The organism is Cohnella sp. LGH (assembly GCF_017671885.1).
GTDB lineage: Bacteria > Bacillota > Bacilli > Paenibacillales > Paenibacillaceae > Cohnella > Cohnella phaseoli.
The window spans coordinates 1,411,031-1,431,237 of the sequence record NZ_CP072117.1; the positions used below are offsets into that span (position 1 = coordinate 1,411,031).

The window sequence follows — 20,207 nt, forward strand, 5'->3', positions numbered from 1 at the left end:
TAACAGCTGATGAAAATAACAGAAATGGGAAAGCCGAAACATCCCGGCTTTCCCATTCATCGAATCTCTATGGACATGATTACAATCAGGGCCTTGGACAACTAACGCGATCCTTTTAGTTGCTATATTAACTTTTTATTTCATTTTTGCAATTGATTAAAACGAACGCCATGCGTCGAAAACAATGGGTCCATTATAATCCTCATCATACGTCTATTTTACGGCCCTTCCATTTTACAGTACGCAGGATGTACGTTTGGAATAAGGAATAAACGTATACGGCTGCGAAAAATAAAAACAAAATCGGGTGCAGCAAAAATATACCCCAACTGAAATTGCCGCACCTGCGGGCAAATAGCAGAGTTTGCATGGCATATGCCATATACAATATACCGCTAAAGATCATGGCTGCAGGAAGATTTGCCGTCATGGAAGAAAGGAGTGCTCCTGTGCTGATAAAACTTCCGGAAATCCAAATGATGGTCATCAACATCACGAGCGGATGAGTTGATTTTGATCCGACAGCAAAGCTTTTGCACCAACCTTCTACAAGACTTTTAATTCCTTCCGGGTACATGCGAAAAGTGATTACACCTTTCCCCCCCATACAATGAACAGGTAGGCTTTTATCAAGGAAGGCCTGTCCGAGTGCCAGGTCATCCATTACTTCACCTATAATTTTTTGATGCCCGCCTGTCAAAAAATAATCGTCTTTATTGCATAATATGCATGGACCAAAGGAGCCTGCGGTTTTGAACCTGGGCCCCCGGAAAGTAAATAAATTCATTCCAACAATGACAATAATGTTAAAAATCGCCGATAGATTTTCATAAAATCGACGAATAGTATGATAGGGCTGCAGAGATAAAATCCCTTTAGCGCCTTTTTGTTGATAGAAATCGAGTAATTTATATAGACTGTTCGCATTTGTGAAAGATGTATCTGCATCTAAAAACAAGAGCCATTTTCCATTAGCATGCTGCGCTCCGTGCCAACAAGCCATAGATTTCCCCGACCCTGAGTCTACTACTTGGTTCTGTAGAACCTTTGCACCGAAGCTTTGTGCAATAGCTGCAGTATGATCTGTAGAATGATCGTCAACAACCAGAACCTCAAATGACCGAAATGTTTGCTCCTGTAAGGATTGCAGCAGAGGAGAAATCCGACTCGATTCGTTTCTGGCAGGTATTATGATGGATACAAACGGTAAACGATTATGTTTATCCGTAGTTTGAAGAAGCGGCAAAGACCGGAACATCATGAATCCGACCAGAACAGCTAGTAATCCGATAATAAGATTGATTCCTTCTGAGCCTGGCATGTCATTTCCTCCAGTGTTAGGGCAGGATCCCACTCGTCAATTCTTCACTTCCCAGAATAGTCGTATACAATCCCCTGGTCGTCATGCATCAGTTCCTGTGCGGTAATTCTGGCTGATAATAGTACAATCGGAACACCCGCACCCGGATGTGTGCTGCTTCCGGTAAAGTAAAGCTGCTCACAATCCTTTGCCTTGCTTTGCGGGCGCATATGGTTGCTTTGAGATAAGACTGGCATCAGACCGAAGGTGGCGCCATTATAAGCATTAAACTTCGACTCGAAGTCGAGCGGTGTGATGCAAGTTTCCGTTACAATCTCTTGATCGATATTTTCAAACCCGCGTATTTTCTTTAATGTGTTTAAAATATAGGATCGGTAATCACGAATCGTTTCCTCATTCCATGAATAATTAGCCGCGGCTAGATTGGACACCGGCATCAATATGTATAATCCATCTTTTCCATCGGGAGTAAGTGAAGCATCCATCTTCGAAGCGATATAAACATAAAACGAAGCATTGGTCAGTTTATTCCCGGCAAAAATATCATCCAGATTCTTTTTAAGATCTTCATTAAAAATAAAATTATGAACGTGCTCTATTTCCTCATATTTTCTGTTCATGCCCAGATATAAAAGAAAACAAGAGCAGGAGTATTTCATTTTATCGATCTTTTTGTTTGTGTATTTACCTTTAGCTGCCCGATCCTTCACCAAGTTTTTCATGGCGTAGGGAAAGTCTGCATTACATACCACAAAGTCCGCAGAAACGTTCTGACCGTCTACGACAATGCCAGTCGCTTTACGGTTGTGAATGCATATTTCCTGTACATTTTTGTTGAAGAGAATGGTCCCGCCAAGTTCCTTGAAGAGTTTCTCCATAGACTGAGCCATCGTATACATACCGCCTTTAATAAACCATACGCCATATAAAAATTGTAACATCGGAATCATGGTGTAAAACGAAGGACTTTTAAACGGTGAAATGCCAATGTACAAGGTCTGAAAGCTGATCATTTGCTTTAGCCGTTCATTCTTCATATATTTGCTCATAAAATGATCCGCAGTGTCAAACGTCTTCAGCTTTAGAGCTTTCTTCAACATGGCCAGGTTATAGAAATCGCGGGATTTACGAAAGGGTCTTTGAATAATGCTGGTCTTGGCAACCATAAAGCGTTTATAAATTTCGTGCAGATAGAGAAAGAAGCCCTCCATATCTTCTTCGCTGATTTTTTCAATCGTCTTTGCCAATTCCACAAGATCGGAGGAAATATCATAAGGTGCATCGGGAATATCACTATAGTAAACTCGATACATCGGGTCCAATCTTTCCATGGGAATATAATCATCGGGATTGCGGCCGCATAGTTCAAAAATCTCCCTGTACAATTCCGGCATCATTACGATCGTTGGCCCTAAATCAAATTTGTAGCCACCCGTTTCAATTCGATTCATTTTCCCGCCCGGCAAGGATTCTTTCTCATAGATTTCGACCTGATAACCGGCATGCTGCAATCTTATTGCAGTCGCAAGTCCAGCGACACCTGCGCCGATAACAATGACTTTCTTCCCCATCTGAAATATCCCCCTTCCTATTTATTAGTCGATAATGTAATCGCATCAATGCGTCCGCGGTTGTAACGCTGTACAACGATGAATGGCAAGTTGAACATCACTGCGTAGAGAATCATGACCCAACCTGCCCATACAGGGTTCCATATGAAAAATAATGGAGCGGGCACAATAGAAAGCCAATGGGTCAGCTCCGCCCGTTTGGTTTCTGCGGCGAACACTTTCAAGTCACTTATGCCGGTGCCGTGCAATTTCTTTTTACCATATCCTTTTTTCAATATCACGGTCCCGTCGATGAGACGTCCTTTCCATCTCTTAACGTGAAATAACCGTTGCCATAAATTCCCTGATTTTTCCCAGAAGAACAGTCTAAACCAGACACTATCTTTCAAAAAGAACGCCAGAGGCAGCTTCAAGCACAAAACAGCCACGATTACATGAAAAAATGCCCAAGCAAGGATGTCAATCAATACAGTCCATAAGACCGGTAACGATATAAGCTGCACGGCAATCCCCCTGTAATCATTCGATATCCTTTTCTTATAAAAGCCATTTTCTAAACTTCTTCACAATTTGCAGGTTCCGATCGGAGTAAGGCGGAAATTTGCCGGGTATATGCAAGTAGCGATACACATTGTAAGCTGTCTTTTCGTAGGTGAAAGCTTGAAAACCCGCCTTGCCGTGATAACTGCCATGGCCGCTACGCCCAACGCCGCCGAAAGCAACATGTGGATTAGCACCATGTTGGATGACTTGATTGACGCTGAGGGTTGTCGATCGCATATGCTTTTCGACTAGCCGGATGTGTTGCTTGTTCTTGCTAAACAAATACGCAACCAATGCATCACGCTGAATCACCTGTTGATTTAATAAAGAATCCAGGCTGGCATAGGGAATGACAGGGAGTATGGGACCGAAAATTTCATCAAGCAAAATGGAACTCCCGGAAGGTATGTCTGTTAATACTGTAGGGGCAATGAATAAATCTTCCGCATCGCATTCTCCCCCAAACCTGATTTCTCCCTGCGTGATGACATGAAGCAGTTTTTGAAAGTGTCCTGGATTGCAAATCCTGCCGTAGTCTTTACTTTCCTTAGCATGATCCCCGTAAAACGACAAAAGGGCTGCTGAAATTTCCGAAAGTGTTTTTTCGTATATCGATTCGTGTACGAATAGCGTATCGGGTGCAATGCAGGTTTGTCCCGCGTTGAGAAATTTGCCCCAGACGATTTCTCGAATGGCTCCGGGCGAGTACCCTGTTTCATCCAATATACAGGGATTTTTCCCGCCTAGCTCCGCTATTACAGGGGTAAGCTGTTTGGCTGCCTGCTCGGATACTGCCTTTCCTGTCTCTTGACTCCCTGTAAAAAAAATGAGATCGAATGGCAGTGAAGTTAATTGTTTCGCAGTGTCGATATCCCCGGTAACAACGGTGAGCACTTCAGGCGCAAAGGTTTGACTGATCAACTTTTTTAGCAGTTCGCTTGTTGCCGGCGCGTACTCCGACGGTTTAATCACGCAACGGTTTCCGGCTGCGATCGCGCTGATGGCGGGCATTAATGCGAGCTGGAGCGGATAATTCCATGGACTGATGATGAGTACGCTTCCATAAGGGCTCCGCTTTTTGCGAATAGCTTCGATGTATCCGAATTTGATATGGCCGGAACGCTCTGACCGCATCCAACCTTTTAAAGAACGACATACATAATCAATCTCATTCAACAGGAGTGCTATTTCGAATGAAAAGGCTTCAAATGCTGGCCTTCGCCTATCGGAGACTAGCGCTTTGATCCATGCAGCTTCATGGTCTACAAGCATCCGTTTCAACTGCAGAAGCGTTTTCTTTCGCTCTACCACTGTAGGGACAGCGTTTTGGAGAATAGCTTCTTGCTGCTTTTCCAATAATGCCTGCAGCACAGATCTACCTTGTTCAGCCATTGTCCGTATCCCTTCGCACGATGATCTCCCGTACTTGCTGGCCGCTTAATGTAACCATGGGCATTCCGCTTCCCGGGTTTACCGTTCCGCCGACAAAGTAAAGATTGTCATAGCGCGTGCTTTGCTTTGGATGCTTGAAGCCTTTATTTTTTTTACGATCGGATAAAGTGCCGTAAATGGCCCCACGGTCGGAGCCATAGACCCGTTTAATGTCTTCCGGTGTCCATACGTCCTTTGTCACAATGTGATTACGCAAACCGTCAAGTCCCATTTTCTCCAATTTGATCAGCACCCGTTCTGCAAAACGCTCGTAGTCTTGCTGCGTAAACGGTTTATCCTGAATGTATGGAATATGGGGCAATACTTTTAAATTCTCATGCCCTGCAGGGGCTTGCGAAGGGTCCGTTTTATTGACATTCACTAGATAAATGACCGGATCATCCGGTAATTCATGACGGTGAAAAATCTTATCCATTTGCTGTTTCATATTATCTGCAAAGAAAAAATTGTGATGAGCAAGCTGCGGGTACATTTTCTTGACACCCAGGTGTATGACAAGCCCTGAGCTTGCCGGTTCGTACTTTGTTTTCAACTTATGGATAAAACGCTTTTCTTCCTGCAACAGTTTCTCATAGAACGGGATGACTTCCATATTGGAAATGTAGTAATCTGCCGACACTTCCGTCCCGTCTTCCAGCACTGCCCCGGTAATGCTGCCTTCCTTCTTGCGGAGTTGGACAATTCGTTTTCCAGTATGTATCGACACGCCTATTTCCTTTGCCAACTGAACCAAGCCGCGGGCGAGCAGATTCATCCCGCCAGGGACATACCATACGCCTTGATGGTGCTGCATGTAGATCATCATATTCAATACAGCCGGTGCATCATAGGGCGAAGAACCGACGTATTTGGTGAAATAGGAGAGCATAACCCGCAGCTCCCGGTTGCTTATCCGTTTCGCAATAGACTTATGCACGGTAGAAAACAAGTCGAAGTTTTTCAGCGCATTAAGCACTCCATTATATCGTGCGATATCTTTCGTATTGTCGGCGCCATGCTTAAAGTACCCGAGCTCTGTCATATCGTAAAGCTTTTTTGAGTACTCAAGTACATTCTTGTACTCGATAATATCCTGCTCATTCAGTGAGGGATTCTTCGCTTTCATTTCTCCAATATCTTCATGCAGATCGAGGATATTGCCACTTGGAAAAAAAGATCGCCATTGATGATTCAGCTTCACCGTGGGGACGTAATCGTTCATATTTTTACCGCTGCCAGCGAACAGTTTTTGAAAGATTTGCGGCATCGTCAGAATGGAGGGGCCGAGATCAAAGCCGAAGCCATCTTGCTCGAGCCGATTCAATCGACCTCCCATATGCTTGTTCTGTTCGTATAAAGAAACGCTATATCCGCTTTGCCTCAGAGATATGGCAGCAGATAAGCCGCCAAGCCCGCCTCCGATGATCAATACGCTCTTATTTTTCGGCAATTCACACAACCCCTTTCAACAAATTAGGAGCAATTGTAAACAGCGGAGCTGATTTTAATCATGTTTTCCTTGGTTACAAAGTTGCGCTTGGTGAAACAGTCATAATTATTGCTTCTGACTGCGTCCAATATGCCTCTGTACACGCCAATAGACAATAAGAGCGGCATCTTGCTGTCATCGTCATAGAGAACTATGCTACTGTTGAAAAGGTCGTATAAAGATTCTGCGTGTTTAGCGAGTCTCTCCCATAAATGAACAAAATTTTCATTTATGAAACCATGTCGCAAATCCTCTGGAGTATATCGGAATCGCTCCATTTCTTCTTCGGGCAAATAGATCCGTTGCTTGGTATGGAAATCTTCGCCGATGTCGCGCAGTATATTCGTTATTTGCATGGCGGTTCCCAGATGAATCGCTGATGGACGCAAATCAACAGAAGCTTTTGAAGCCAGGACTGGCAGTAGCATCAAGCCTACTGAGCCAGCTACATAATAACTGTAGCTTTCAAGCTCATACAGGGTTTTCGGAATGGCAAAATTCATATCCATCCATTGCCCGGTCAGTTGATCGTAAAAGGGTTGGATGTCCATATCATATTTAGTAAAAACTTGCCTAAGCGCACGCCATAGTGGATGATCCACTTCTGCATGTTCCCTGAATAAATCGAGCTCTTTCTTTAATCGATGCAGAGACGCCAGCTTTTCCAGATGCGGTTGGCTTGAATCTGCACAATCATCTGCAGTTCTGCAAAAAGCGTAAATGGCATAAACAGCATTTGCTTTTTCCACAGGGAGTTGTGAAAAAGCGTAGTAAAAGCTTTTGGAATGTTTCTTAATAATGGCTTCACAATAAGCAAAATCCGCTTGCATACGCTCTGTGTCCATACCGACCACCTCATGCCCCTGTGGGTACTCAATGGAAATCCCATCCAAATCGATCTGAATCCCTTTAGCATGTAGATTGTCCAAACATTCCATCAAATAAGCCCGATTATGTTCAGGATAAATAGGACCGTCCCCTTGCGTGAACTCGTTGAAGTCGTTAGCGGTATAAGGCTCGCATTGCTTGCCGCGATAAAGGGGATTTTCCCACATTTTATCTACGGAAAATCCGCGTCTCTTCATTTCGGCCATCACCACAGCATGGTAAGAAAAAAGACGTTCAGGCGCATACGCAAAAACATAATTCACCGTTGAATGAGACTTTCCCCACCCATTTCCACGTAAAGCGCAGCACTCTCGATGCTGACCCAGCAATTGTTGTCTCGGCAATAGTGGAATCAGAGATTCGTGCCATAATCTCATCGTTAACTCCTAACCGGCAAAAGGCGGTCAGTATCCCTAAGCTCTTGGATATTGGCAGCACCTATACCAAACATAGCGATTCTTAACTCCAATTCAGCTTGTTCGAAAACAAGCCCCAGTTTCTCCTCAGATTCATGAGCCGCCTCAAGTAAGCTGCGCCCGAAGCCAACGAGATTCGCCCCCAGGGCCAACGCCTTGGATGCCTCCAGCCCGTTGGATATGCCTCCGCTGCCAATCATAAAAATATCTGGCAAGGCGGAACGTACCTCCTTAATACTCTCGGCGGTTGGAATCCCCCACTGGGCAAATATTTCAGCCGCCGCTTTTTTCATCGGATCAGCGGAACGCAGCTTTTCAACCTGGCTCCAAGAGGTTCCTCCCGCACCTGCAACGTCAATATATTGCACGCCGGCATCAAAGAGCAATCGGGCTGTCTTTCCGTCTATTCCCCAGCCTACCTCTTTCACTCCGACCGGGACAGTCAACAATCGACACACTCTCTCAATATGTAACAATAGTCCGTTAAAGTTTGTATTACCGCCGGTTTGAATAACCTCCTGAAGTGAATTCAAGTGAAAGACAAGGCCGTCCGCTTCCGCTATATCTATCGCATCTTTGCATGTCTCTGCATTGAAGCCATAGTTAAGCTGCACCGCGCCGATATTGGCAATGATAGGGATATCCGGAGCCAGCTTCCGGACGCGAAAAGTCGTAGCAGCTTCAGCATTTTCTATTGCAGATCTTAGCGATCCAAGCCCCAACGCCCATCCCCTCGCTTGGGCAACAGCAGCCAGCCTACGGTTGATTTCGCCTGCTCTGAGCGTCCCGCCAGTCATGGAACTGACGATAAATGGCACTCTCAATTTCCTTCCCAGAAATTGCGTTGACGTGTCCATTGCGGAAAAGTCCAGTTCAGGAAGGGCATTATGGCGGAATCGGTAACGGTCTAAGCCTGTCCCAGAGCCTAACCCCTGAACATCTTCATGCATGCAAATATTAAGGTGTTCATCTTTGCGTTTGAGCGTATCCGCTTCTCTTTCGTAGGATACAGGATCTGTTCTCAACTTACGCATCCCTCCCGTGACGTCCCAATATCTATACAATAATTATACATAAATTCACTAGGCATGTCTATCTGGCTGTCATTCCTTTCATCTAAACCACGGATCAGAATAAAAAAATGAGTAATATTGTTGAAATAGTTTACAAATCCCGTTTTCATTTGCTATACATAATCTATACAATATCTACACTTAAACTTTCGAACGCACAGAAAGAATCACATAAACGTTCAACCTTAACGATAAGTCTTGCCCCAATTCTCAAACCAAATACCTTCAGTCGGAGCTATTCGATGAGTTTTCGTCCATTATTCGTCACACGGATGCTGCGGTAGAGTCCATTGCCGGGAATGCCACCGAAGTTGAAACACCGAAATCTCATCCAACTTGTAGCAATGATGGAGCTAACATCGTCTTGAGAGATTATCGGCGCGGCGCTGCCAGGGAGCTGCGGTACAGCTTTCGGTCGTAAGCCGTTAAGAACATTGACCTTCATGGAGTTGACCGCCGCCCGATTCGTACTTGCATTTCTGTTCCTTCTAGTGCAATTGTTATATCAAGAGGGGGAATTATTTCGAGTATTTGAGCTATCATGCTCTTCCTGTTAATAATTTGAAGCAGAGAACAATGAGTGGAGGGCAAGAACGAGATGTATAGTATTAAGAAGGTTTCAGAATTATTAAATATTCCTGTGGTTACAATAAGGGCTTGGGAAAACCGGTATAATATTATATCGCCTACTCGAACAGACGGGGGGCATCGTAGTTACAGTGAAGCCGATATCGAGATATTGAAATGGCTCAAAGATGAAATGAACAAAAAGCATATTAAAATAAGCGAAGCTGTTAGTTTATTAAAACAAAGAAAGAACTCAATTACGAAGAGCGGGAAAGATAGCCCGATAAACCAATTCAGTTATCACGATGACCTCATAGATAAACTTTATCAAAATCTAATAGCATTAGATGGAGAAAAGGCGAATGCACTTATTGATCTCGCTTTTTCATTGTTTCCTTTTGAAACCGTGTTTCATAAAATATTAATTCCAGTGCTTTGTCGAATAGGTGAACAATGGGAGTGTGGGGCAGTAAAAGTAGCACAGGAGCATTTCGCGTCAGAACTAGTGCTCACAAGATTTCAACAGTTCTTTAGAATATTGCCTATTCGATTTCATACTCCAAGAGCGATTGCTTTCTGCCCTGAAGGAGAACTACATCATATAGGTCTGATGTTGTTTTGTTTATTTTTGCGCAACAAGGGTCTGGAGGTGATCTATCTAGGTCCCAATACACCTTATTCTGGACTTACGGACATTATTGAAATGAAAAATATATCCATTGTTTCCATCTCATTAACCAACCCCACTCTTACTGCAGAACTGGAGGATTGGATAAAAATCTGCAAGGAACAATTCTCCAATATCAAATTCGTACTTGGTGGAGGCAATTTAGACTTATTTCCTCAATCCTTATCGCCATATGTTATAACTGGAGATTATGACGACTGGGAGAACTGGTTTGCGTCAATAATAAATAATTCTGAATATCTAGCATAACGTCTTAAATGCTCAACCTCAGAATTCGATATCACCGATCTTCGGCATAGCTGCGCCAGCTTCTTGCTGGCAAATGGCGTTAATATGAAGGACATTCAAGAATGGCTTGGGCATAGACATTACTCCACGACGGCTAACTTTTATGCTTAGCTTGACTACAGTTCAAAGATTTCGTCAGTACAGATCATGAGCAATACTCTTCAAATTCCAATCATGCAAAAAGCTCCTGAATCGTCGCAAGGACAAATCCAAGAGCATGTATATTGTTAGATATGGTGCGGTCGAGAGGACTCGAACCTCCACGGGGTATTAGCCCACACGGACCTGAACCGTGCGCGTCTGCCAATTCCGCCACGACCGCATTTGTTGCATGTTGATTGGCGTCAACGTTTAATACAATATCATGAAAAGTCTCCCAGGGTCAAGCGCTTTTTTTATTTTATTATGAAAATCACAAAATACCAGGAAACCTCTGAGGTTGGATCGCAGTGCCATCCAGAAAAAGATCGGGTTCGATACGCAGCATGGCGCTGAGCAGCTCCGTCATCCGCGCCGTATCGCACACGCGCGCATCCGCTTGGCCGAAGCGCCCTTTGCGCATCGCTCCCTTGTTCGTCAAAATATCGTCTACCTTCGAATAGTGATCCCATACCGGCGCCGTATGTGCCCGAACAGGAGCGGAAATCCTCGTTCCATCGGGCTTTATCGCATAGAGCTGCGTCGGCTGTTCGGATAGTCTGCCGGGAATGTTCAGCCACTCCTCAATGCCGTGTATGAATGTGTTTTTAGTCAAATCTACGCCGATCAACAAAATCTCCGCACGGCGATCCAGCAGCTTCCCCCAGGCTGAGCCGCGTGCGCAAGGCGTATCGTACCGTTCGTCGCCGGATATGAATTCAGCCGCATCGCGCCCTAATGCCGCTACGGAATGCGTAGGATGCAAGGATCGCACGACAACCGGCCGCTTACGAAAAAGCTCCGTCAACACACCCACGCAAGACGGTGTCTCCGCTACATGAAAGTCGACGTTTTCCTTCATGTAAGCCCAGGTATGTGTCGGCAGAACGAGCAAGCCGTCACGCATGTATTCGGATATGGCATCCAGCACCGCATCCGCCCCGCCCTCCACTTGACCGATGCTTTTCATGGAGGAATGCACCAGAAGCGTTCCGGACGGATCAATATTCAGATTCTTCAGATCTTGAAGCAGACTCGCTTTCGTGATTGCTTCCGATTGGATACGCTTTTCATCCATAGAAATCCACCTCATTCGCCACGGCTTATTTGTCGATCTATATTAGCACGTCCCGCTAGGCCCAGCAAAGTTCAGCCATGACGGAATGCTTGGGAAGAAACCGGTTTGAAATACTCAGTGCATCACCCAACCGCCGTCGATATTCAGCAACTGGCCGGTAATAAAATCGCTGTCGGGCGAAGCGAGAAATACGAACCCTCCGATCATGTCCGCCGGAAGCTGGCGGCGAGAAAAGCATTGCTCCTTCGCTAAATAATCGGCCGATTCCTTCAGATGCTCCTCGGTGTAGGTGAGCAACTCCTGCTCCGTCATTACCGCACCGGGCGATATAGCGTTAATCGTAATACCGTTTTCGCCGACCTCTCTCGCCATCGCACGCGTAAACCCGACGATACCGCCCTTGGAGGCGACATAGTGGACGAACCCCTTCTGCCCTCTCAAGAAAGTTACTGAACTGACATTGATGATCTTGCCGTACTTCCTCTCCTTCATATGAGGAAAAACCGCCTTCGAAATCAGAAAACAGGATTTCAGGTTCACGTTCATGACCCGATCCCATTCTTCCTCGGTAATTTCGTACCAGGTTTTGTTGGGATAGATGCCGGCATTGTTAACGACAATATCGACGCCGCCCCAGACTTCGCCAATCTCCTGAATCATCCGTTCAACCTCAGCCGCATTAGATACGTCGGCCTGCTGAACGATCGCTTCTCCTCCGGCTGCGACGATGGCTGCCCTGACCTGCTCCGCCTCCTCCGGCGTATTCCAGTAGTTGACGACCACCTTGGCGCCTTCCGCAGCATAGGCCAGACAGACCGCTTTGCCGATACCGGTCGCCCCGCCCGTTACCAAAGCCACTTTGTTCCGCAATTTCATCTCGCTCTCTCCTCCGCTCTGTCCCCTAACACCTTCTGCGCTTGCATTTCTTTCTCCTTTAATGCAACACAATCTCTCCACTTTGTAGAAGACAATTTACAACTTCTCTTGCCTATGATACATTGAATGAAACCATAGTTTCAATAAGTGAAACATAAATATTTTCTACCCGAGAGGCGGCTGTACATGAAACTGTTAACCTTCGAGCAAAACGGCAAATCCAATTTGGGCATAGTGACCCCTCAAGGCGTTCTGCACGTGTCAAAAGCAAACGAAACGGTCTCCGCACAGCTATCCGCCCTTCCAATTACGGTCATGGAGGTGATTGAGGGTGGTGAAAAGGCGGTTGCGCAGTTGAAGGCGCTAGTCGAGCACTCTCTTGCCTACGCGGATCGGGCTGCTTTCCTGCTTCGCGAAGAGGACTTGATTCTCGGACCTTGCGTAACGGCTCCTAATAAAATCATCTGCGTCGGGCTCAATTACAAGCGGCATGCCGAGGAAACGAATATGCCTCTTCCTCAGTACCCCATCCTGTTCAACAAATTCAACAACACGTTGGCCGGCCATCGGGAAGATGTTGCCTTGCCTTCGAAAGTGACCTCTAAAGTCGACTACGAAGCCGAACTCGTCATTGTCGTCGGCAAAGAAGCTAAGTATGTGGACAGAGAGCAGGCTTTGGATTACGTGTTCGGTTATTGCTGCGTCAACGACTTGTCCGCCCGCGATCTGCAAATGCGCACGCAGCAGTGGTTGCTGGGCAAATCATGCGACGGCTTTAGCCCTCTCGGGCCCTATCTGGTTACTGCGGATGAAGTTGGCGATCCCAACGATTTGACTATCCGCTGCTTTGTTAATGGGGAAGTCCGGCAAAATTCCCATACCTCCGATATGATTTTCCGCTGCGACGAGATTGTCAGCTATATTTCCCAGCATATGACCCTTGTTCCCGGCGATATCATCCTTACCGGCACACCGGAAGGCGTCATTCTCGGTTATCCGGAGGACAGACAGGTATGGCTGAAGGAAGGCGATGTCGTCACGATTGAAATCGAAAAATTAGGCGCTTTAACCAATCGGATGGTATCCGAAATCAACTAATCAGGAGGCATTTATCATGACCTTATCCATAGAAAAATCCAAGCAGCTCTTGGCAGATTCCAAACAATATTTAGCGGGTGGAGTGGCCTCATCGCTCCGCGCCGCTATGAAACCGACACCTTTATTCGTAGAGTCGGGCTACGGTCCGCGTATTCGGGATGTTGACGGCAATGAATACATCGATTATTTGCTCGCCTACGGCCCCCTCATCCTCGGTCACGCGCACCCTTCTCTGGCGGAGGGAATGAGCGAAGCGCTGAAGCGCGGCGTTACTTACGGGCTGCAGCATAGCGGAGAGATCGAACTGGCGAAGCTGCTGACCGAAATTCTCCCCTGCGCCGATCGCGTGGCGCTCAGCGGGTCCGGTACGGAAGCGGTCATGCTGGCCCTGCGCTTATCCAGAGCCTATACAGGCAAATCCAAAGTCATCCGCTTCCACGGGCACTTCCATGGCTGGTCCGATGCCATCTTCACGTCGTTCCCAAGCGCGGATATGAAGCAAGCCGCTGTCGGTTCGGCTTCCGACAACATTGCGCCCCCAGGAACGAACGGGCAAAGCGAAAACAGCTTGCAGGATATTATAATGCTCCCTTGGAACGACTTGGAGGCACTGGAAGCGACACTGCTTCGGGAGAAAGAACAGATCGCGGCCGTCATTACCGAGCCGATCATGTGCAATAACGGCTGTATCTCTCCTAAACCCGGATATCTGGAGCGTATGCGAGAGTTGACGGAGCAATATGGCATTGTTATGATCATGGATGAAGTCATCACCGGATTCCGGCTGGGCCTCGGAGGCGCACACGGCAAGATGGGCTTGAAGCCGGATCTTGTCACTGTCGGCAAAGCGATGGGTGGCGGATTTGCGATCAGCGCCGTTGCCGGCAAACGCGAGCTGATGTCTCTCATCGAGAACGGAACCGTCAGCCACCTCGGCACGTTAAACGGCAATTTCGCCGCAACCTCGGCAGCTATGGCTACGCTTCGCGAGCTTGGCAAAGACAACGGCCGTGCCTATATTCAAATGGAGCATACCGCCGACCAGCTTGTACAAGGCATTCGTGCCTTGCTGAAGAAACATCAGATTCCCGGCCTAGTCAATCAAGCAGGACCTGTCTTCCATATGATGTTTACCGCCGAGACGAAGGTGGAAGACTTCGCGACGTTTAACAAGCGTGATGCCGCCAAGTACAGCCGTTTCGCCGAGCTGATGCTGGAAGAAGGCGTTCTCGTCCGCCCGAGCGGTTTATGGTACGTCTCGGCCGTTCACGGAGAAGACGAAGTTACAGCTACTATAGAAGCGATGGATCGGGTTTTGGCAAAATTATAGGATCACCTGTATAGATGGAGGAATCGGTAGTGGGAAATGAACCGGTAGAGAGCAACGCACGATATAAGATCCAATCCATTGACAAGGCGCTTGATTTAATTGAGCTGCTGGCCAAAAACGGATCGCTTAGCTTAATTGAGCTGACCGAGCTGCTCGATCAACCGAAGTCGTCCACCTACCGCATCGTCCTGACATTGGAGAGTCGCGGGTTCATCAGTCGCAGCGACGAGGATGGAAAGTACTGTCTCGGATACAAGCAGTTGATGCTGACTCGCAATTTGCTTGAGCGCAACACGCTGCGGTCGGCAGCATGGCTAGAAATGAAAAAGCTGTCCGAGCGTTACGGCGACACGGTAAATCTAGGAGTTCTGCTCGGAGAAACAGTGCTGTATGTGGAAATTATCGACAGCATACACGCGCTGCGCATGACGGATTCCATCGGTTCCCGCTCCCCCTTTTACGCTACGGCTATGGGCAAAGCCATAACCGCTCATATGCAATGGGAGGAAGTTCGCGGGCTTGCGATGAGCTGCGGCCTCCCCGCTATCACTCCTCGTACGATCAGCACGCCGGAGGCGTTACAGACAGAGCTGGAACGAATACGCGAAAAAGGCTATGCGATTGATGACGAGGAAATCGTAGAAGGCGCTCGCTGCGTAGCTGCGCCGGTCTTTAACCTATATGGCAAACCGGCCGGCGCGATCAGCTTGTCTGGCGCCATGCATCGATTCAAGGAAGACCAGCTTCCCTCCATCATTCAAGATGTTCGCGAAGCTGCGATGGCCGTATCGGTCAAGCTTGGCTATCCGACCGAAGCATAAAATAACGCCCTTGATTGAATGTCGAGATCAAGGGCGTTATCGTTTATTCTGTTTCAACGTTTCCGCGAGCACGCAATTGATCGATTTTATCCAGAGAGAAGCCGGTTACTCGGGAAATCAGATCAGCGTCCAACTGCTCCTCAATCATCCGCATTGCAACTTGTTCTTTGCCCTCAAGCTTTCCCTCAAGCTTTCCCTCAAGCCTCCCCCTCAGCTCACCCTCACGTTCAATATCGTCCAAAACCTTTTCCAGCGCCATGTACGATGCATCTCCTTTCACATTTTGGATAAATTGCTGCAGGTTCGGTTCATTGTCCGGCAGCTTTTGCAAAAAGATATTGGCCATCCACGCCATAAATTTCTGCTGGCTATCCTCCGGCATTCGCTGGATGGTGCCCATCAGCTTGCCAAGACGGCTTAACAACTGCTGTCTGTCTTCCGTCTGATCCAGCAAAAACACAGAGCCGATCGTGTTGGACAACGATAGCAGCTCATCTTCTGTATATCGCGCTACGTCAATAAACAAATATTCAAAATTCAGCAATTCCGAGCCAAACATCTCTTCATTAGCCAACAGGCTGCGAAACTGCCGCTCGGCGCTCCACTTCTTCTTCCCATTATACAATACAATCGGGATAATCGGAGGCAATTGAAAGCTTTTCCGGTTGGCTAGCGAAGCCTCCTCGTTCTGCAGTAGGTAACGCCAAATTTCTACCTGATACAGCAGCAGCCGGTAAGGCATGCGATAATCTACACTCGATTGCATCTCCAACAGCAGGTAAAACACGACGTCTTGTCCGTTCAAGTTAACCCGATACACCAGATCCGCCTCTTGACGCTTGAAATCCTGAAGCACGAAGGAATGCGGAATCTCCTGAACATGCTCCTCGTATACCCCCTGCACCCAGCCTCTGTCTATGAAGGAACGAAGAAGTTCAACAAACAGCTTTTTACTCGATAATAAAAAACGATACGAGGTGTCGTGTCGCTGATGTATATTTTCAGAATTCGAATTTGAGTCCACACTTAGCAACTCCTTCGCTTCTACTTTAGTAAATTATATCCATTTTCAGCTATTGAAACAATGAGAGCAGCAAGAACCAGGCGCTTCAGTAACGTCTATCCATCCGAAACATAATGCCAAAAATCCCCAAACTCCGCTGAAAAACGGAGCTTGAGGCTCTTCAAAACCGTATTCGCTTAAAAACCGTCTTCAAACGGATACAAAGGACGAGGAGCTTTCTTAAACTGCAAGCTTAGCAGATTAGCCGTACTCGCTCCCGGCGTATCCAGAATATAAATGCCGCCATGACGAATCTGCTCGTACTCGGCGCGGAACTGCGCAGCCGATTTGACCAGCACCAGATCCGCATCCAGTGGCTCCAGCCCAACCGATCGATACATCGCAGGATCGCCGGTGAACGTCGGAAGCTCCATTAATAGCAAATGGATACGGCCGATTCGGACAACCGCGCATTGCCCCATGTTCGCCATCATATTGGCTACCGTTCCCCCGCCAAAAGCAAACGTCCCGCTCAATGACGCATATTCGACGACACCTTCGATTTCCAACGGCTCGCCGAATTCCACGCTGACGGAATGCCCGACAGTCAGCTTGACAACACTTCCAACCGCACAAGCCGCCGCTTGCCGCGCCGCCGCAGCATCGACCATCGTCAACAAGCATGTAAATCGCTCGCCTACCCCCATACTCAACAGCTGCTTGAGCACCGCATTGCTGTCCCCCGGCGAGCCCGCTCCGGGACTGTCCGCAGAATCCGAAGCAACGATCGGCCCGTCCCTCCGACCTGCCTCAAGCAGATCGCCAATCTCCTCTACGCTTTTCAGTTCAATATCGAATTGCTTGCGTCTATTCCATAAGAGCTCGGCCAAACGCCGCGCTTCCCGCTCAGCCCGTTCGGCGTCCCTGCCAACAACAACGACGGAGCAGCCCAACTCGGCGACATCCAGCCACGGCTGCACAATGAAAAGCGAGGTCGCTAACGAATCGCCGCCGCTTTCGCCCTTCAACGCCTCCCCCCATAGATCGCTCATCGGATTCTCATAGGTGACATGCGCTTCCGCCGGTACGATCATCGGCAGCTTTACATATTTCATATGCGGCTTCAGCCCGTCACGCAAAATAGAGATAAGCAACTGTGCCGCCCGATAGCCCGTCTCGGCATAATCAATATGCGGGAATGTGCGGTACCCGATGACTGCATCCGCTTGCTCGACGATCGAGCGGGTCACATTGGCATGCGAGTCAAGCGTAACGACAATCGGAATGTCACGCCCCACCTTCTCCCGAACGGCCGACAAAATTTCCCCGTCCGCGTCATCCTGATTTTCAGCGACCCAAGCGCCGTGCATAACAATCAGAACCCCGTCAACTTCCGGATACGCTTCGATGCGCTCCAGCAAGTTCAACTTCAATCGATCCAGAGCCGTCCGTTGAATCGGTCCTGACGAGCACGCCTGGGCGGCCAGAGTTGGCAGTAAGTTCGCGCCTTCCTCGCGAGCTGCGCGGACCATGCCGCTCAACTCGCTGGCTGGAGCGTCGTCGGCAAGCATCTCTTCCCATTCACGATAGAAATAATCATAAAAGCTCGCCAAATCGCTCGAAGCGGAGCTGAATGTATTGCTTTCCTGCAATAACGCTCCGACGATAATGTTCATTCTTTTTTTCACGAGCAGGAGCCTCCTTCAAGAGCGGGCCGCGCCGAGCGGGTGTATTGCCCCAATACGCCTTTATGTCGGATAACAGGCGGAACCCACCTTTCCATTCTTTCTGCGAGGATGGCTTCGATTTCCTGCAAATTACGCAAGACGCCTTCCGTCCCCACAATGTTAATTGTACGATTCGGAATATCGATAAGTACAATGTCATCGTTTTGCGCCACGGCAATCGGCCCGCCGGATATCGCTTCCGGCCCCAAATAGCCTACGCATGGCCCGCGTGTAGCGCCAGAGAAACGGCCATCAGTCACTAGAGAGGTTGTGCTCGACAATACGGGATCCGACGCGATCAGCTCCGACATGAAGAACATTTCCGGCATTCCCGTCGCTCGCGGCCCTTGATAACGGATAATGACGACGTCTCCCGGAACGATATGCTTGCCGACAAGAGCGTCCACGGCGGCGCGTTCCGTATCGAACACCTTCGCAGGACCCTGATGAACCTGCATCTCGGGCGACACGGCTGAAATTTTGATCGTCGCTCCTTGCGGAGCCAGGTTACCGACCAATACGGCAAGCGAACCGTGAGGCTTCAATGGCTTGGCTATCGGATAAATGACGTTGCGGCGATTAAGCTTATAATTGGCCAGAAACATCTCCGCGAAGCGCGGCATTTCATTGGCGCGGTATTCCTGCAAATTCTCTCTCAAAGTTTTGCCTGTAACCGTAAGTACGTCAAGATGCAGCTTGTCCTCAAGCTCCAGCATGACCTGAGGCACGCCGCCGGCATACCAGAACAGCTCGGTCGGATAATGACCCGCCGTCTTCGTATCGACCAGCACCGGAATACCGCGATGAATTTCGTCGATCCTCTGCGCGCTCAGTTCAATGCCGGCTTCTCTCGCGATGGCAATCAAATGCATAACGGCGTTCAGCGAGCCGCCTACAGCCGAGTGTACCATAATCGCATTTTCGAAAGCTTCCATCGTCAAAATATGCGAAGGCCGGATGCCCGCCTGCACGAGCCGCATCACTTGCTGCCCCGCCGCGCGCGCCGCCCGTCCGATCTCCGCGTTGGTCGCCGGGATCAACGCCGACCAAGGCAGCGCCAATCCGAGCGCTTCCGCAACCACCTGCATCGTCGCCGCCGTCCCCATATACTGGCAGGCGCCGCAGGTTGGACAGCAGGCTCGCTGGAAGGCCAGAAATTCCTCCTTCGACATTTTGCCTTGGTCCACTTCCACGCTCATATGCCACAGTTCTTCATTCGATCTCATGCAAGGCCCCGCGCCCATTGCCCCTCCCGGAACATGTATGGCCGGAATATCCAGTCGGGCGATTGCCAACAAATGAGCCGGCACCGCCTTGTCCCCCGCCGACGATAGCACCATCGCGTCGAAAGGCGTTGCCATCGCGTGTATTTCCACCATCGATGCAATCATGTCTCTGGAAGGCAGCGAATAATTCATGCCGTTATGCGCTTGAGCCACCCCGTCGCAAATGTCCGTCGTCGTATAGATCGCGGGCTTCCCCCCGGTCTGGAACACGCCCTTCTCAATCTCGGATACCAACGCGTTCAAATGATAAGAGCTGGGATGGCTTGCGCCATGGGTGCTTTCCACCAACACCTGCACCTTATTCAAGTCCTCGACCGTCCAATCCATCGACATCCGCAGAGCATCGCCTTCGAAGCTGATTTTTCGAACCTTCTGACTCTCCAATTGATCGTTCATTTCCCTTTGCTCCTTTGCTGTATCTCCGATTCAAATCCTATTAGAGCAGTTTCAGTATAAAATATCAATGTAGGATTGTCTACAATCCTACTGTAATATATTTTACAAAGTGTGCGCAATAAGCTATAGTTCGAAGTAACAAGATACCGCGATATGGAAAGAAAGGGAGCTTGCCGCAG

At 48.3% G+C, this 20,207-nt stretch carries 17 protein-coding genes, 1 tRNA gene and 1 pseudogene; 5 read left to right on the forward strand and 14 right to left on the reverse strand.

Features of this window, described 5'->3' with window-relative positions; translation table 11 throughout:
* Positions 1-205 precede the first annotated feature (205 nt).
* The 8 genes and pseudogenes from J4772_RS05555 to fni all read right to left on the reverse strand — a co-directional run bounded on the left by J4772_RS05555 (position 206) and on the right by fni (position 8,684).
* Entirely contained in the window at positions 206-1,321 is a 1,116-nt protein-coding gene (locus tag J4772_RS05555) for a glycosyltransferase family 2 protein (protein ID WP_209074471.1), read from the reverse strand.
* A 44-nt stretch (positions 1,322-1,365) separates the two neighbouring features.
* Positions 1,366-2,892 (reverse strand): phytoene desaturase family protein, encoded by a 1,527-nt coding sequence (locus tag J4772_RS05560; RefSeq protein ID WP_209074472.1) that lies wholly within the window; start codon positions 2,890-2,892, stop codon positions 1,366-1,368.
* Positions 2,893-2,909: 17 nt separating this feature from the next.
* Entirely contained in the window at positions 2,910-3,395 is a 486-nt protein-coding gene (locus J4772_RS05565; protein ID WP_247741029.1) for a glycosyl-4,4'-diaponeurosporenoate acyltransferase CrtO family protein, read from the reverse strand.
* A gap of 34 nt (positions 3,396-3,429) precedes the next feature.
* Positions 3,430-4,827 carry an aldehyde dehydrogenase family protein gene (locus tag J4772_RS05570; protein ID WP_209074473.1) on the reverse strand — a complete coding sequence of 466 codons (1,398 nt, stop codon included), beginning with the start codon at positions 4,825-4,827 and terminating at the stop codon, positions 3,430-3,432.
* A complete protein-coding gene (locus tag J4772_RS05575) occupies positions 4,820-6,316 on the reverse strand; it encodes a phytoene desaturase family protein (RefSeq protein ID WP_209074474.1) in 1,497 nt (498 codons plus the stop codon). The genes J4772_RS05570 and J4772_RS05575 overlap by 8 nt, the downstream gene beginning before the upstream one ends.
* Positions 6,317-6,339: 23 nt before the next feature.
* Positions 6,340-7,200 (reverse strand): phytoene/squalene synthase family protein, encoded by an 861-nt coding sequence (locus tag J4772_RS05580; RefSeq protein WP_209076977.1) that lies wholly within the window; start codon positions 7,198-7,200, stop codon positions 6,340-6,342.
* 51 nt (positions 7,201-7,251) lie between these two features.
* Positions 7,252-7,620 (reverse strand): annotated as a pseudogene (locus J4772_RS05585) (TIGR02328 family protein); the annotation flags it as partial.
* Positions 7,621-7,622: 2 nt separating this feature from the next.
* Positions 7,623-8,684 carry a type 2 isopentenyl-diphosphate Delta-isomerase gene (fni, locus tag J4772_RS05590; RefSeq protein WP_256442679.1) on the reverse strand — a complete coding sequence of 354 codons (1,062 nt, stop codon included), beginning with the start codon at positions 8,682-8,684 and terminating at the stop codon, positions 7,623-7,625.
* A 646-nt stretch (positions 8,685-9,330) separates the two neighbouring features.
* Between fni and J4772_RS05595 the strand changes: the two genes are divergently transcribed.
* The gene (locus J4772_RS05595) at positions 9,331-10,236 is read left to right on the forward strand and encodes a MerR family transcriptional regulator (protein ID WP_209074476.1); all 906 of its coding nucleotides are present in this window, start codon (positions 9,331-9,333) and stop codon (positions 10,234-10,236) included.
* 63 nt (positions 10,237-10,299) lie between these two features.
* On the forward strand, positions 10,300-10,386 hold the full coding sequence (locus J4772_RS36915; protein WP_371822886.1) for a hypothetical protein: 87 nt from the start codon (positions 10,300-10,302) through the stop codon (positions 10,384-10,386).
* A gap of 123 nt (positions 10,387-10,509) precedes the next feature.
* On the opposite strand, the gene J4772_RS05605 is transcribed toward J4772_RS36915, so the two are convergent.
* From J4772_RS05605 to J4772_RS05615, 3 genes are all read right to left on the reverse strand, one after another.
* A tRNA-Leu gene (locus tag J4772_RS05605) sits at positions 10,510-10,597 on the reverse strand.
* Positions 10,598-10,687: 90 nt separating this feature from the next.
* The gene (locus tag J4772_RS05610; protein ID WP_209074477.1) at positions 10,688-11,491 is read right to left on the reverse strand and encodes an AAC(3) family N-acetyltransferase; all 804 of its coding nucleotides are present in this window, start codon (positions 11,489-11,491) and stop codon (positions 10,688-10,690) included.
* Between the two features lie 114 nt (positions 11,492-11,605).
* Complete coding sequence (locus tag J4772_RS05615; protein ID WP_209074478.1) at positions 11,606-12,367, reverse strand: SDR family NAD(P)-dependent oxidoreductase; 762 nt, start codon at positions 12,365-12,367, stop codon at positions 11,606-11,608.
* A gap of 186 nt (positions 12,368-12,553) precedes the next feature.
* Here J4772_RS05615 and J4772_RS05620 point away from each other — a divergent pair, with 186 nt between their 5' ends.
* The 3 genes from J4772_RS05620 to J4772_RS05630 are packed head-to-tail and all read left to right on the forward strand — an operon-like array spanning position 12,554 to position 15,616.
* Positions 12,554-13,465, forward strand: a complete 912-nt coding sequence (locus J4772_RS05620) for a fumarylacetoacetate hydrolase family protein (RefSeq protein WP_209074479.1) — start codon at positions 12,554-12,556, stop codon at positions 13,463-13,465.
* Positions 13,466-13,481: 16 nt separating this feature from the next.
* Positions 13,482-14,795 carry an aspartate aminotransferase family protein gene (locus tag J4772_RS05625; RefSeq protein WP_209074480.1) on the forward strand — a complete coding sequence of 438 codons (1,314 nt, stop codon included), beginning with the start codon at positions 13,482-13,484 and terminating at the stop codon, positions 14,793-14,795.
* A gap of 29 nt (positions 14,796-14,824) precedes the next feature.
* Entirely contained in the window at positions 14,825-15,616 is a 792-nt protein-coding gene (locus J4772_RS05630) for an IclR family transcriptional regulator (protein ID WP_209074481.1), read from the forward strand.
* Between the two features lie 43 nt (positions 15,617-15,659).
* Here the strand turns inward: J4772_RS05630 and J4772_RS05635 are convergent, their stop codons facing one another.
* The 3 genes from J4772_RS05635 to ilvD all read right to left on the reverse strand — a co-directional run bounded on the left by J4772_RS05635 (position 15,660) and on the right by ilvD (position 20,028).
* Entirely contained in the window at positions 15,660-16,640 is a 981-nt protein-coding gene (locus J4772_RS05635) for an Rpn family recombination-promoting nuclease/putative transposase (protein WP_209074482.1), read from the reverse strand.
* Between the two features lie 176 nt (positions 16,641-16,816).
* Complete coding sequence (locus J4772_RS05640) at positions 16,817-18,307, reverse strand: M81 family metallopeptidase (protein WP_209074483.1); 1,491 nt, start codon at positions 18,305-18,307, stop codon at positions 16,817-16,819.
* Entirely contained in the window at positions 18,304-20,028 is a 1,725-nt protein-coding gene (gene ilvD, locus J4772_RS05645) for a dihydroxy-acid dehydratase (protein WP_209074484.1), read from the reverse strand. Before ilvD ends, J4772_RS05640 begins: the two co-directional genes overlap by 4 nt.
* Between the last annotated feature and the right edge of the window lie 179 nt (positions 20,029-20,207).

What these genes read in the sequence shown, in the direction of transcription:
- J4772_RS05560 (WP_209074472.1), bottom strand. Translation starts at nt 2,892, where the DNA reads ATGGGGAAGAAAGTCATTGTTATCGGCGCAGGTGTCGCTGGACTTGCG.
- J4772_RS05555 (WP_209074471.1), bottom strand. Translation starts at nt 1,321, where the DNA reads ATGCCAGGCTCAGAAGGAATCAATCTTATTATCGGATTACTAGCTGTT.
- ilvD (WP_209074484.1), bottom strand. Translation starts at nt 20,028, where the DNA reads ATGAACGATCAATTGGAGAGTCAGAAGGTTCGAAAAATCAGCTTCGAA.
- J4772_RS05610 (WP_209074477.1), bottom strand. Translation starts at nt 11,491, where the DNA reads ATGGATGAAAAGCGTATCCAATCGGAAGCAATCACGAAAGCGAGTCTG.
- J4772_RS05570 (WP_209074473.1), bottom strand. Translation starts at nt 4,827, where the DNA reads ATGGCTGAACAAGGTAGATCTGTGCTGCAGGCATTATTGGAAAAGCAG.
- J4772_RS05580 (WP_209076977.1), bottom strand. Translation starts at nt 7,200, where the DNA reads ATGGACACAGAGCGTATGCAAGCGGATTTTGCTTATTGTGAAGCCATT.
- J4772_RS05625 (WP_209074480.1), top strand. Translation starts at nt 13,482, where the DNA reads ATGACCTTATCCATAGAAAAATCCAAGCAGCTCTTGGCAGATTCCAAA.
- J4772_RS05615 (WP_209074478.1), bottom strand. Translation starts at nt 12,367, where the DNA reads ATGAAATTGCGGAACAAAGTGGCTTTGGTAACGGGCGGGGCGACCGGT.
- J4772_RS05620 (WP_209074479.1), top strand. Translation starts at nt 12,554, where the DNA reads ATGAAACTGTTAACCTTCGAGCAAAACGGCAAATCCAATTTGGGCATA.
- J4772_RS05595 (WP_209074476.1), top strand. Translation starts at nt 9,331, where the DNA reads ATGTATAGTATTAAGAAGGTTTCAGAATTATTAAATATTCCTGTGGTT.